Source organism: Thermogemmatispora sp. (assembly GCF_019683755.1).
Taxonomy (GTDB): Bacteria; Chloroflexota; Ktedonobacteria; order Ktedonobacterales; family Ktedonobacteraceae; genus Thermogemmatispora.
This window is the reverse complement of sequence record NZ_JADGHT010000106.1, coordinates 1-13,213: the sequence shown is the minus strand read 5'-3', so window position 1 is coordinate 13,213 and position 13,213 is coordinate 1. Positions and strand designations below refer to the sequence as shown.

Annotated in this window: 9 protein-coding genes and 1 riboswitch; of the genes, 2 read left to right on the top strand and 7 right to left on the bottom strand. The window is 60.2% G+C overall.

Annotated features, from left to right (window positions below; genetic code table 11):
* Positions 1 to 319 precede the first annotated feature (319 nt).
* The gene (locus IRZ24_RS09230; RefSeq protein ID WP_297162925.1) at positions 320 to 2,077 is read left to right on the top strand and encodes a bifunctional lysylphosphatidylglycerol flippase/synthetase MprF; all 1,758 of its coding nucleotides are present in this window, start codon (positions 320 to 322) and stop codon (positions 2,075 to 2,077) included.
* A gap of 213 nt (positions 2,078 to 2,290) precedes the next feature.
* On the opposite strand, the gene IRZ24_RS09225 is transcribed toward IRZ24_RS09230, so the two are convergent.
* Complete coding sequence (locus IRZ24_RS09225; RefSeq protein ID WP_297162922.1) at positions 2,291 to 3,208, bottom strand: cytochrome c oxidase assembly protein; 918 nt, start codon at positions 3,206 to 3,208, stop codon at positions 2,291 to 2,293.
* A 190-nt stretch (positions 3,209 to 3,398) separates the two neighbouring features.
* Here IRZ24_RS09225 and thiL point away from each other — a divergent pair, with 190 nt between their 5' ends.
* Complete coding sequence (thiL, locus tag IRZ24_RS09220; protein WP_297162919.1) at positions 3,399 to 4,427, top strand: thiamine-phosphate kinase; 1,029 nt, start codon at positions 3,399 to 3,401, stop codon at positions 4,425 to 4,427.
* Here thiL and thiE read toward each other — a convergent pair.
* The 6 genes from thiE to IRZ24_RS09190 form a co-directional block, all read right to left on the bottom strand.
* The gene (gene thiE, locus IRZ24_RS09215; protein ID WP_366914265.1) at positions 4,424 to 5,080 is read right to left on the bottom strand and encodes a thiamine phosphate synthase; all 657 of its coding nucleotides are present in this window, start codon (positions 5,078 to 5,080) and stop codon (positions 4,424 to 4,426) included. The two genes, thiL and thiE, sit on opposite strands and share 4 nt — an antisense overlap.
* Positions 5,081 to 5,121: 41 nt before the next feature.
* Positions 5,122 to 5,961 carry a hydroxyethylthiazole kinase gene (gene thiM / locus IRZ24_RS09210; protein ID WP_297162913.1) on the bottom strand — a complete coding sequence of 280 codons (840 nt, stop codon included), beginning with the start codon at positions 5,959 to 5,961 and terminating at the stop codon, positions 5,122 to 5,124.
* Complete coding sequence (gene thiD / locus IRZ24_RS09205; protein WP_297162910.1) at positions 5,958 to 6,779, bottom strand: bifunctional hydroxymethylpyrimidine kinase/phosphomethylpyrimidine kinase; 822 nt, start codon at positions 6,777 to 6,779, stop codon at positions 5,958 to 5,960. The genes thiM and thiD overlap by 4 nt, the downstream gene beginning before the upstream one ends.
* Before the next feature lie 90 nt (positions 6,780 to 6,869).
* Entirely contained in the window at positions 6,870 to 7,574 is a 705-nt protein-coding gene (gene tenA / locus IRZ24_RS09200) for a thiaminase II (RefSeq protein WP_297162908.1), read from the bottom strand.
* A 127-nt stretch (positions 7,575 to 7,701) separates the two neighbouring features.
* A riboswitch (TPP riboswitch) is annotated at positions 7,702 to 7,819 on the bottom strand.
* Positions 7,820 to 8,128: 309 nt separating this feature from the next.
* Positions 8,129 to 10,750 (bottom strand): DNA gyrase subunit A, encoded by a 2,622-nt coding sequence (locus IRZ24_RS09195; protein WP_297162905.1) that lies wholly within the window; start codon positions 10,748 to 10,750, stop codon positions 8,129 to 8,131.
* Positions 10,751 to 10,813: 63 nt separating this feature from the next.
* The gene (locus tag IRZ24_RS09190; protein ID WP_297162902.1) at positions 10,814 to 12,913 is read right to left on the bottom strand and encodes a toprim domain-containing protein; all 2,100 of its coding nucleotides are present in this window, start codon (positions 12,911 to 12,913) and stop codon (positions 10,814 to 10,816) included.
* Positions 12,914 to 13,213 lie beyond the last annotated feature (300 nt).

The window sequence follows — 13,213 nt, the reverse complement described above, 5'->3', positions numbered from 1 at the left end:
GTATATTCTTAATTAGCATCTTATGCAAGCAAAGAGGCGGAGTGAGAGGACGCGGCTGGCTTCTCCGGGAGGTGAGGCAGGGTCTCTGTTCCAGAAATCCTAGTCTCTGCAACTTTCGCCCTCGCTCTCGCGTCTATCTCTAACGGAGGTAAAAGAGGAACCTGAAAGGATAGAGCCGACTCTCCTGGATGTCAGCATCTCCAGGCACCTTTCAGGTGAGTTGATTGCCGGCTGGCATGGAAGCAGCCTGCATTTTTTCTTTGGCCAGAACAGACAATTCGATCGCTCAGTACAGAAGAGAAGTTCAAGAAGGAATGATATGCTAGGGGTTGCTTTTTCTCGCAGCGTCGCCGCTCATCGACAGTTGCGTCGCCTGAGTCGCCTGGGGATTGCCACGATGATCGGTCTGGTGGGGTTGGTCGATATGCTTTCCCTCCTTGTACCTGCTCTGGCTGCCTGGGATATCCTTCCTAACGCCTGGTTGGATGCAGTGGCAGGGCCTCACTCACACGCTCACCCTTTAACGGTCGTGGTAGGCTTCTTTCTGCTGATGCTTTCTTATGGTTTGGCGCGTGGGAAGCGTCAGGCCTGGCTGGTGACGCTGATTCTGCTCTTGTTTTCAGCCTTGCTCCTTCATCATCCACGAGGAGGCCTGCCGTTCCCTTCTCTCTTTGTTTTAGCGTTGGCGGTCTTGCTGGGCTGTTGTGCCCCGCTCTTTGCGGCTCGCAGTGATCCGCCTTCGATCCTGCGTGGCTACGTGGCGCTGGCGCTGGGTCTGGGCATTGTCTTTTTCTATACTCTTGGGGGGTTCTTGACGCTCTACAGCGACTTTGAGCCGTTGATTGATCGCTGGGGTTTGGAAACGGTCCTGTTGGAGCTGGTGAGTCGGGCCCATCTCCACCTGCCGCGTGGCACACCGGCTTTTCTCTTTGCGCGGGCGCTGCCATTGTTGTGCATAAGTGCCGTGGGCTATGGGATGCTGCAGCTTTTTCGGCCAGTGGCGGCGGCCCTACTCTCGCAGGCCAGTGAGCGCCAGCGGGTGGCGGAGTTGGTGCGTCTCTATGGGCAGAATTCGATTTCGTACCACCTATTGGTCGGCGAGAAGTCCTTTTTCTTCGCCGATTCGGGCCGGGCCGTGATTGGTTTTGTGCTGCAGGGGACCACGGCGGTAGTGGCGGGTGACCCTGTAGGTCCAGAGGCCGAGCTGCCGGGACTGATCCGCCAGTTTGTAGCTTTCTGCGAGCGTCAGGATTGGACACCGGTTTTCTGGCAGGTACGGGCAGAGCTGGCCTCGGCCTACCGCGCTGCCGGTCTGCACTTGTTGAAGATCGGTGAGGATGCCATTGTCGAGTTGCCTTCTTTTTCGCTGCAGGGCAGCGCGATGGCCAATCTGCGCACGAGTGCTCGCCGTGCGGAAAAGGCCGGGCTGACGGTGGTCTTTTATGAGGGACGCGTGACCTCTGGGGAGCATCTGGCTCAGATGGCTCGCATCTCGCGCGAGTGGCTGCAGCGAAAGGGCGGTACGGAAATGGGCTTCAGCATGAGTCGCTTTCATCCTTTTGAGACCTCGCCGCAGCTCTATGCGCTGGCCGTCGATGGTCAGCAGACTGTCCACGCCTTTGTCTCTTTTGTGCCAATCTATGGACGCCAGGGCTGGGCCCTGGATTTGATGCGTCGCTCATCTCAGGCTGTCCCCGGTACGATGGAGCTGCTGCTGACACGCTCGCTCTTTTTCTTGAAGGAGCAAGGCGCTGAGGTCGTGAGCCTGGGACTGGCCCCTCTCAGCAATTGCAATCAGGAGGACGAGACGCTATTAGGAGCGAGCATCAGTTTCTTGACAGGGCGTCTCGCCGGTCTGACTGGCGGCCCTTCCTTGCTGGCCTTTAAGAAGAAGTTTCAGCCGCGCTGGGAGAGCCGCTATCTGGTCTATGCGGAGACGCTGAGCTTACCTAAAATTGGGCTGGCCCTCTACCGCGTTCATCAGCACGATGGGTCGCTGCTCCTGGCCCTCCTGCGCTCGCTGCGTCCACGGCTACGTCCGCAAGCAGTGCCGGCGTTGAGGCGCGGTAGCACTTGATCCTTTGCGGTTCTGTCAGATGGTTTGGCCGGCCGCTTCAAGCGGTCGTTACGCCAGGGGGACAGCACTTTCCAGGCGCGGCCCGCTGATGGTCTGGGAGGATTAGGAGCTGGTTGAGAGCTGGTGTTTCGCTCAAGCTCAGCGCTCAACCAGTCCCCAACCACAACGGCAGTTGCCAGCTCGCCCACCGGTCGCAGCCTGACCGCCGGTTGGTCACTCGGAAGGCGGCGAGCCGGGCGACGCTGCGGCTGGCCAGTTTTCTGATGCCGCCGGCTCCTTTTCCTGCTCTGCTGCCTCTCGTATTTGCTGGAGCTGCTGATCACGTACTCTGGCCCGCCTCTCAAGCTCAGCTAACCAGCGAAAGAAGAGGGGAGTTATGACGAGCAGGTCAACAAGACCCGGTACTAGCAGCATGGCCCCGGCGGCTTCCTGATCGCTGAGCGGAGCAAGGAGTGGATGCGCTTGTTGGGCATAAATGGGGTAAAAGATGGCGCCCGAAAACACAAGGAGAAACGCAAAGATGTCAATTGGCTGCCCATCGAGAAAGGCGTAGAGCATCTGGGCTGGGTAGCTGAGGCCTTGTCCGGCGTCTGTGGGACCAAGCAGGGGCCACCAGTTGAGCAGGGCTGTCAACAGGAGGATGACCAGCGCCAGATCATAGAGGAGGGCTTGCTTGCAGGTCACGGTGTAGAGCGAAGGCAGGTGCCAGAGGAGAAAAAAGCCATTATAGAGGATGGAGGCCGGTAAGGGACGCGTCAGAAAGTGAAGCACGGCTGAGGCACCGGCCTGCCGATGGTCTCTGCCTGACAGTAAGCGACGGCGTAGGGCGACTGGCATGGCAATGAGAAGAAGGGGCGCACATAGGGTGCTCAGGACAATTACCTGCAGCATGTGCATAACGAAGAGCTGGCTACGGGCTAGACGGTCAATGGGAGTGATCAGGACCGCCAGCATGGCGGCCAGCGCTGTGAGAAAGGCTACGAGACCCCAGCATGGCCGGCTGGCAGAGGTCTCAGATGGGGGATGCCGCCGCTCTCGCCAGAGAGGTGGTAGATAGCCCAGGCAGAGCAGCAAGGCGCCGAGGAACGCAGGCAGGTTGACCTGCTCGAGCAAGGTCATGAGCATTTGCATGGGTTGTCTCTCCGTGCGCTAAACAAGTAAGATAGGGTGGGTTTTTCTTTGCTTCTCTACCAGAGACTATAGCGCACCCTGACCAGAGAGATTGCTGTCTGCACGGTGTTGATCTTGCGCCAGCGCGGCTGCGCTGGACTCGACCGCTCGCCGGCAGACGGAGAGAAACCAGGAGGAGGCTCAGGGAAGCATGTCTACTGCGGCCCGAAGTGAATTTGAGCTGATTGCGCGCTTGACCGCGGATTTACCGACGCGTGAGGAGGTCGTCGTTGGCATCGGTGACGATTGCGCCGTTCTCGATCAGGGTGGTCCGCGGTTGCTGCTGCTGACCTGCGATAGCCAGGTTGAGGGGGTGCATTTTACGTTCCAGACCTCTTCAGCGGAGGAGATTGGGCGCAAGGCGCTGGCGATCAATCTTAGTGATATTGCGGCGATGGGCGGCGAGCCTCGCTATGCTCTGATCTCGCTGCATATTCCGCGCCGCTGCCCGCCAGAGGTTCTGGATCGCCTCTATGCCGGTCTGCGACAGGAAGCGGCTGCCGCCCAGACGCTGATCATTGGCGGTAACGTCAGCGGCACGGGAGCGGCGGAGACGCTGGCCATTGATATCACCTTGCTCGGCGAGGTCGAGCGCGGGCACGTCCTGACACGCTCCGGCGCGCGGACGGGCGATATCCTGTTTGTGACTGGCTACCCGGGTGATTCGGCTGCGGGCTTGTATTCGCTGCTGCACCCTGATTATCCCTATCCGCCAGAGGCTTGTGAACGACTGCGAGCCGTCCATCGCGTACCGAAACCACGCCTGGCAGAGGGACGCCTGTTAAGCGAGTTAGGGCCTGAGATTGTAACGGCCCTGATCGACGTCAGCGATGGCCTGAGCGGTGACCTGAGCCATATTTGTGAACGCAGCGGCGTGGGAGCCTGTATCGACGTTGCCCGTCTCCCCCTCTCGCCTGAGCTGCGCAGTCTGGCCACACTCCTCGGACGGGACCCACTGGCCTGGGTTCTGCACGGCGGTGAAGACTATGAGCTGCTCTTTACGGTCGCTCCAGGCCAGGAGCAGACAGTCCAGGAGCGTTTCGCCGCGGCAGGCCTGGCTCCGCTCACCCCCATCGGACAGGTTACGGATGCCGCCGGCGGGTTGCGCCTGCGCTGGCCCGATGGGCGCGAGGAGCCTCTAGCGGTGCAGAGCTGGGATCATTTCACCTCGCCCCGCTAGGAGGGACTTTCGGGCAGAGCGCTTGCTCCTCGCGCCGCCTCAACCTGTCGGACAATGGCGCGAGCCGCAGCGCTGATATCCTCGGCGTGAACGACAGCGGTGATGACAGCGACGCCGCAGGCGCCCGCAGCAATGACCTCCGGTGTGTTAGCCGCAGTGATGCCGCCGATTGCCACGAGCGGTACACGATAGCGGGCACCGATGGCCCGCAGTAGCTCGGGACCAGTGGCCGGACCAGCGTCGGCTTTTCCACGTGTGGGATAGATTGGACCAACACCCAGGTAGTCCGCCCCTTCGGCTACCGCCTGTTCGGCTTCTTCCAGGCTGCCCGCCGAGACGCCGAGAATACGCCCAGGACCAAGCAATTTGCGCGCCAGGGCAACAGGCATGTCATCCTGTCCAACGTGGGCCCCGTCGGCTTCGACCGCCAGTGCTACATCAACACGGTCATTGACGATCAATAGAGCACCGTGACGACGGGTTAGCTCACGTAAGGCCAGGCCCTCTTCAACCAGAGTACGCGTGGTCGCCTGCTTATCGCGCAGTTGAATGATCGTGGCTCCACCGGCCAGAGCCGCCGCGGCCACTGTTCGCATGTCGCGCCCCCGCGACCATTGGCGGTCAGTCAGGACATGCAAAGCCAGGCGGGGCATTAACTCCTCACGCTTCCATCCTGAGGGGAGTAGAACAGACATCAGGAGATCACCTTCACTTTCTGGCCCCGACGGATCGCCTCCTCATCGAGAGCGGCTACAGCGTCGATTAGATGAGAACGGAAAGTACCAGGGCCTGCGGCTTTCTTGGCGGCCAGCTCGCCAGCTAGCCCCAGTGCCACCAGGGCAGCGATACTGGCCTTCCAGGCATCGCGCTCAACAGTAAGAAAGGCCGCCACCATTGTGGTGGCCATGCAACCGCTACCGGTGATACTCGCAAGCAAGGGATGCCCGTTCTCAACGTAGGCCAGGCGCCGGCCATCGCTGATCACGTCGCGGGCTCCGGTAATGGCTACGCAGCAGTTGAACTGGCGAGCCGCCCGTTGGGCCACGCTCTCCCGCTCCTCGGCCAGAGAGATCGCTTCGACGCCGCGCGTCTCACCTGCCACCCCGAGCAGCGCTCCAACCTCGGAGGCATTGCCACGCAGAGCGGCAATGCGCAGCTCACTCAACAGGCGCAGAGCACTTGCGGTGCGTAGATGCGTGGCCCCAGCTCCCACAGGATCAAGAACGATGGGAATCTGACGCTCATTCGCTCGCCGACCCGCCAGTAACATGGCCTCGACTTGCTCAGGCACGAGTGTGCCAATGTTGAGCACTAGGGCGCTGGCCAGGTTGACCATCTCCTCTACTTCTTCACGCGCATGGGCCATGACAGGCAAGGCACCGATGGCGAGCGTGATGTTAGCGGTGTCATTCATCACCACCATGTTGGTAATGTGATGCACCAGGGGTCTGCGAGCGCGAATCGCTCCCACCAGGGACGCCAGTTCCTCCAGCCCTTGCCCTGCAGATTGCTCGTCTGCTTGCCGTTGATTCATGCTACCTCTCCCTTCTGACCCTGCTTCCAACGCCAGAAATGCTCGGTGGGTCCATGACCATGACCGAGACCCGGCGCATGGCGGATCGCCTCGGTCACATAGCGCTTGGCCTCGGCTACAGCATCGGTGACGGGCAGACCACGGGCCAAGAAAGCAGCGATGGCCGCTGAGAAGGTGCAGCCTGTGCCGTGGGTATGGCGTGTCTCGATACGCTCGGCCCGCAATTCGTTGAAACTGGACCCGTCAAAATAGATGTCGACTGGCGCGTCGAGGCGATGCCCTCCCTTGACCACCACATGGCGCGCGCCAAGATCGTGAATAGCCCGGGCCGCCTCGCGCATCTCTTCCAGGGTTTCGATGTGCCTCCCAATCAACATCTCGGCTTCTGGCAGGTTAGGCGTCACAACCTCCGCCAGAGGGAGCAGTACGCTGCGCAGAGCGGCAACCGCCTCGGGCTGCAGCAGGGGGTCGCCGCTTTTGGCTGCCATGACGGGATCAACAACCAGGCGCAGCTTCCAGCGAACGACGCTGCGGGCAACGGCCTCGATAATGGGCGCCGTGGCGAGCATGCCCGTCTTGGCAGCATCGGCCCCCAGATCTTCGAGCACAGCATCAATCTGGGCCTCGACTAGCTCGGGCGGCAGTTCAAAAGCGGCCCGTACCCCCAGCGTGTTTTGCGCAGTGATGGCCGTGATGGCTGAGAGGCCATAGACCTCTAGGGCGGCAAAGGTCTTCAGGTCGGCCTGAATGCCTGCTCCAGCCGACGAATCTGAGCCGGCGATCGTCAAAGCTCGCGGGAGTCTCTGCTCTTCACTCATCCTGTTCCTCTCTTTTTCTCTTCTCCGCTTTGCACTGGCATTAGGGCCAGGCAAATGATTAGCCGTCCGAGTAGGCGGCTGGTATGCAACTCAGGCCGGCCATTGCTCTTGTCGCCAGGCCATTTCCCAGAAAAGCCATTCGTAGCAGGTACTGATACGAAAGATCTCATAGAGACGGGCAATAGCTACCGTCGAGAGGTGCTCAGCATAAGCATCCAGGCGTTCGCGGAGCCAGCGCCCCACGGCATCAAATTCGGGATCGGCATAGGTACGCAGCCAATCCGCATACGGGTGGTCAGGTGTCGGTGGCTTGTTGACGGTCAAATGGGTACCTACGTCAGCGTAGATCCAGGCACAGGGCAACATGGAGGTTATGATCTCTGGCAGCGTTCCTGTAGTTGCAATCGTCAACAGGTGGCGGGTATAGGCGTAGTTGGTAGGAGCCATTGGGGTGGCAGCCATCTGCTCAGGCGTGAGGCCGAAGCGCTCGCCATAACGGCGGTGCAAATCCTGTTCGACTACCAGGGTGTTAAGCAGCAAACGGCCAAATTGCTCAATCTCAGCATGCTCTTCACTACGCGTCGCGGCATAGGCGAAGCACTTCGCTAGCACATCTAGGAAGAGGGCATCTTGTCGAATGTAGAATTCGAAATTGGCGCGCGGCAGAGAGCCGTCCCCGAGGGCTACTACAAAGGGATGCTCCAATTGCCGCTGCCAGAGAGGCAGGACACTCTCACGCAGACGAGCGGAGAGGCCGCCCCCTGCAGGTGTTGTAGTCGTTTCAGCAGCAGACATGATGGCCTGACCTCCATAAAGCCGATGAAGAGGCCAGGAGAGCATGCAGGCCAGGAATCGCTGATCGCAGTATGAAGGTGAATGGAGGAGAAGAAAACTATGACTGCTCTGCTGATGAGGCCACAGTTTTCCAGATCACCCGCGTTCCCTTCGCTGGCATTACCCAGATCAGGTCGGTTCAGGGTCCCCCACACACGCCGGTGGTGTTCTCAGCCTGGCTGTACCAAGCTCCCCTAGCGAGTCCTATCTACTACAGTGCACGTGTCTCCAGGATGGCGCGACTATCAGAAGCCCCGCAGTACACACTGGCTTGTCGGCGCCAGCGCAAGCGACCGACCTCCTTTGCCCATCGATCGCCTCCATTAGCGGCCCCAGTCCCTCCACTTACTGGCCAGCAGGGGAGGATCGCACGAGAAAGAGAGACGATGAGGGAGCGCTTGGAGAAAGGCCGCTGCCATTCGTCGTCAAGACACTCCTTGCTCATCGCCAATTATAGCCAACGCCAGACAGAAGTGCAACGTAGGAACGTTGGCAAAGCAGATCCCTTTTTTATTTTAGTCACCCTGCACGGATGGCAAGAGGAGAGCTGTCAGAAGCTGACCCTCAACCAGACGCTTCCCTTGCTCAGCGCGGCCCAGCACGGGAACCTCCTGAGCATAGAGGACCAGCGTCTGTTCGCCGCGAGCAGCTCCAGCCGGACGCCAGACGAGCAGAAGCTGCTCATCAGGTGAAACCAGCAGGGTCGTCAGGAGATGATCGCCGGGAGCGAGCGCCAGGCTTGCCACGCCTGCTGTTGCCCGTCCACGCAACGGCACTTGCTCTAGAGCGATCCGCTTTGCGTAACCCTGCTCAGTGAGCAAGAGCAAAGCTTGCCCCGCGTTCGCGACCTGCTCAGCCGTCGTGTTCGTCAGGTCCGTAGCAGGTTGCGCACCAACCTCTATTAAGGATGCCTCCCCGGCCCTTGATTGCTCCCGATGTAGATAGCAGGCGCTCACGACTGAGGCTCCTGGGGCCAGAGCGAGAGCTGTTACTCCCTGGCCAGCGCGCCCCTGAGCCCGCAACTGCTCATCGGCAAAGCGCAGCGTCTGACCGCCATCGCTGCTCACCAGATACTCGCCGCCCGCCCTCACGACCAGCGCCGCCACCACCGCATCATCTTCCGCTAGCTTCATATCCTGAAAACCCTCCTCATCAACGGTCCGATATTCGCTCAGCGGCGACTTTTTCACCTTGCCTTGACGACTGAAGGTCACCAGATAGCGATCCTCCTCATGAGCAGCCAGAGCAAAGAGCGCCACAGGTTCCTCACCTGGTCTCAGGGCCAATAAACGCGCTAGAGGCTCGCCGCGGGCTGAGCGCGTAGCCTGGGGCAAGCGAAAGGCAGGCAGTTGAAAGAGTCGCCCACTGGAAGCAACACAGAGCACACTATCCTGAGAGGAAGCTGCCAGCACCTGACGTAGCTGCTCATCGCCACGCACTGGAGTATAGCGCTCTCTCCTAGGACCATGCCCGTTGCTCCGCCCGTCCTCACTTGTCCTGCGCTCCATCTCGCGCGGCAGATAAGCCCCAGGGGGAAGAGCCTTCACGGCTGCCGCGCGCGTCAGCACCAGCGTCAGCGGCGTCCGCTCATAGAGCGGCAGCACCTCGCGCACTGGCTCATCGCTGCGTGCCTGGGCATCAATCAGTGTGCGCCGCGCATCGCCGAACTGACGGATGAGCTGCTGCATCTCCTTCTTTAAGAGCGCAATCAAAGCCCGGCGATCGCTCAGCAGATGCTCAAGCTCGGACACGCGCGTGCGCAACTCCTCACGCTCGCGCTGATACCTGGCCGCATCCAGGCGCGTCACCTGGGAGAGGGTCATAGCGGCGATTACCTCTGACTGGGCAGCCGTCAGCCCATAACGCTCTTCAATGGCACGACAGGCCGCCGTACGATCCTCAGCCTGTTGAAAGAGGCGTACGATCTCCTGAGCATTGGCAGCGCCAACGATCAAGCCTTCCAGAACGTGCAAACGCTCCCGAGCCTTGCGCAACTGAAACTGTGCCCGGCGTGTCAGCACATCCACTTGATGCGCATTCCAATAGTTGAGCAGCTCCAGCATGCCCACCTGGCGCGGCTGGCGCGCCGGCTGCATCGGCTCTCCAAAAAGAAAGACCATCTGAAAGGAGAGCACGACTTGCAAATCCGTCTCTTGATAGAGCTGCGTCAGCACACGAGCGGGATTGGCATCCTTGCGCAGATCAAGAACAATGCGTGTGCCTTTCTCCGCATCGCTCTCATCGCGCACATCTGGCAGCAGCCCCTCGACCCGGCCCGCATTGATGGCCTCCGCAATAGAGACCTTTACCCGATCACGCCCCACAGGAGGGATCTGTACCACCACCAGCGAGCGGCTGCGCGGCGTCTCCTCAAGCCGGACTTCAGCGCGGACTACAATGCGCCCCTTGCCAGTCGTAAAGTAGTCGCGGATGCCATCCAGGCCGATGACACGCCCGCCTTGGGGGAAGTCTGGTCCCTGGATAATCGTCATTAGCTGCTCAACACTCATATCAGGCTGATCGAGCAAAGCGATACAGGCCCGTAGGACCTCCGCCAAGTTATGGGGAGGGATATTGGTCGCCAGGCCGACGGCAATACCGCTGGAAGGATTGATGACCGGCGGCAAGCGTCCGGGCAGATAGTCTGGCTCCAAGACCTTCGGGTCCTGCTTATAGGTTGGGTGCAGCGGCACCGTCTCGCACTCCAGATCAGCCATCAAGGCCTCAGCTAGGGGCGAGAGGCGCATCTCTGTATAGCGATAGGCAGCCGGAGCATCGCCATCCTCGCTGCCCATATTACCCTGCCCTTCGATCAGGGGATAGCGCATTGTAAAAGGCTGGGCCATGCGCACGGCCGCCTCATAGACCGAGGCATCGCCGTGCGGATGATAATTGCCCAAAATCAGGCCCACAACCTCAGCGCTCTTGACCGTCGGGCGGTCCGAGCGATAGCCGGCCTCGCGCATTCCTGTCAGAATACGGCGCTGGACCGGCTTGAGACCATCGCGCGCATCCGGCAAGGCCCGATCTGTCACGACAGACAGGCCATAGGTGGCGAAGGCGCGCGCCAGCAAAACGGCGAAATCCTCCTCCCGAATAGTTCCCTGCTCAGCCGAACGATCAGACATGCGTGCCATAGGTCAACCTATCCTTCTCTGCCTGGTCTCTTTCCGACATCAGGGCCTCCAGGGCTACTCTCACTAAACATCGATCTCCCTGATCTTACGGGCATGCTCAGCCAGAAAGCTCCGCCGGGCCTCGGCATTGCGATCCTCCATCAGCTCGGCCACCAATTTCGCCGCCAGGACAGCATCTTCTAGCGTCACTCGCTTCAGCGTGCGCTGAGCCGGATCAAAGGTCGTGTCGCGCAGCTCTTGAGGGTTCATCTCACCCAGCCCTTTGTAGCGCTTAAACTCCAAGCCCTGGGCATCGGGGTGAGTGGCCAGAAATTGCTGGCGCGCCTCATCGTCGAGCAGCCAGACCACACGCCCCTTATAGCGCACCGAGTAGAGCGGCGGACAGGCGATGTAGACATGGCCTCGCTCAATCAGCTCGCTAAACTCCTGATGGAAAAGCGTCAGCAGCAGACACTGAATATGCAAGCCATCGACATCGGCGTCGGTCGCAATGATGATGCGCTGGAAGCGCAGCTTGGTAATATCGAAGGCGTCGCGCGTCCCCGTGCCGAGGACATTAATGATGGTACGGATCTCCTCATTGCGTAGAATGCGCTCCAGATCGGCCTTGGCCACGTTCAGGGGCTTCCCTTTCAGCTTTAGCACGGCCTGGTACTCGGAGAAGCGCCCCTGACCAGCGCTGCCCCCAGCGGAATCCCCCTCGACAATGAAGAGTTCAGCCCGCGCAGGATCGTTGGTATTACACTTGAGAAACTTGCGCGAAAGCGAGGTATCGATGAGTTCGCCATTCTTTTTCTCACCGCTGCGAGCCAGCTCCTCCACTAATTGGGCCTCATTGCGAGCCTTCTGCATCTGCTGGATCTTTCTGAGCCACTCCTTGCCCGCAGCAGGATTGCGCTCGAACCAATCCTTGAGTCCCTCATCGACAATTGAGCGCACAATTCCCTCAACAGGGGCATTATTGAGACGATCCTTAGTCTGGCCCTGAAACTGCGGATTGCTCAGCTTGACCGAGATCACAGCATTGAGACCCTGCTGAATGACCTCGGGGCGAAAGCCCTCCTTTTCGCGACTCTTGATGATGCCCCACTTGAGGGCGTAGTCATGCACAACGCGTGTCAGCGCCGCCTTGAAGCCAGTCTCATGGACGCCCCCGTCGCGGGTGCGCACCGCATTCGCATAGCTGAAGAGGGTCGTTTTGAAGCCGGTGGTTGGCTGCAGAGCCACCTCTACTTGAACACCATCGCGCTCGCCAGCAATGGCGATCACCTGCTTAAAGAGCGGCTGACCGCCTGCGGCCCCCCCAGCGGCCAGGTCGCGCACATAATCAGGCAAGCCCTCACGCGAATAAAAGAGATATTGCACCTGTTGCCCGCTGGCCTCATCCCACAGATCGAGATGAAAGGCGACCCCGCGATTAAGGTAGGCGGCGGCCTTCAGCCGACTCTGGACCGCTTCGGGAGCGTAGTAGGCATCGGCGTCGAAGATGCTCCGGTCGTAGAGCCAGCATAGCTGGGTTCCATGCAAACGCGGGTCACAAGGGGTGATCTCATATGGCTGAGCAATGCCGCGTTGAAAGCGCTGGCGAAATTGCTGCCCACCGCGCCAGATCGTCAGTTCCAGCTCCTCGGAGAGGGCATTAATCACTGTTGCCCCAACTCCATGCAGGCCACCGGCAGTCTTGTAGGCACCTTCGGCAAATTTGCCACCCGAGTGCGGCACCGTCATAATGACCGTCGCCGCCGGCAGCCTTCGACCTTGATAGAGCATGGGATCAAAGGGCATACCTCGGCCCTCGTCGCGCACAGTCACACGGCCATCGCGCTCGATGCGCACCCAGATATGGCGCCCATAGCCGGCGACGGCCTCATCGACGGCGTTATCAAGCGCCTCCCAGAGGAGATGTAATAGCCCAGAGGTAGAGGTCGAGCCGATGTACATGCCAGGCCGGTGGCGAATTGCGGTTAGCCCTTCGAGCACCTGAATATCGGCAGCCGAGTAGTCAGCCGGACCAGCGCCAGGGGCAGGCCCTCCGCTTCTGTCTCTGCCTCGCCCACGCCGCTCTCCATCTGGTATTCCCTTCGCTGTCCTCGCCTGCTCTTCGACCTGCTCCGCCCGCGCGTGCGATGCTGCTTGCTGCTCCTCTCTTGGCTCTGTGGTCACTGTACTTGCTGAAAAAAGTGAAAGTTGTCCGTCTATTCCTACAGGCTCCCCTGCAGGAACAGCGCTTGCCCGGGGGGAACGAGTCATCTGAGAAAGTTCCTCTCTTGCCTTTGCTGTTCTTGCCGAGACAGGATACAGCCTTGTTCGGGGAAAGTCAAGGGGGATTTGGACCAAAAGTTCTAATGCTCATTCTCTCCCGGTAGCTTTGCTGGTTTCCCCTGCTCTCCGGCCCTGGTTCTCTCCCGGCGGCACGCGAGACGAAGTGAAGAGGAGACCTTGTCGGGCAGCAGTGGGGAGAGC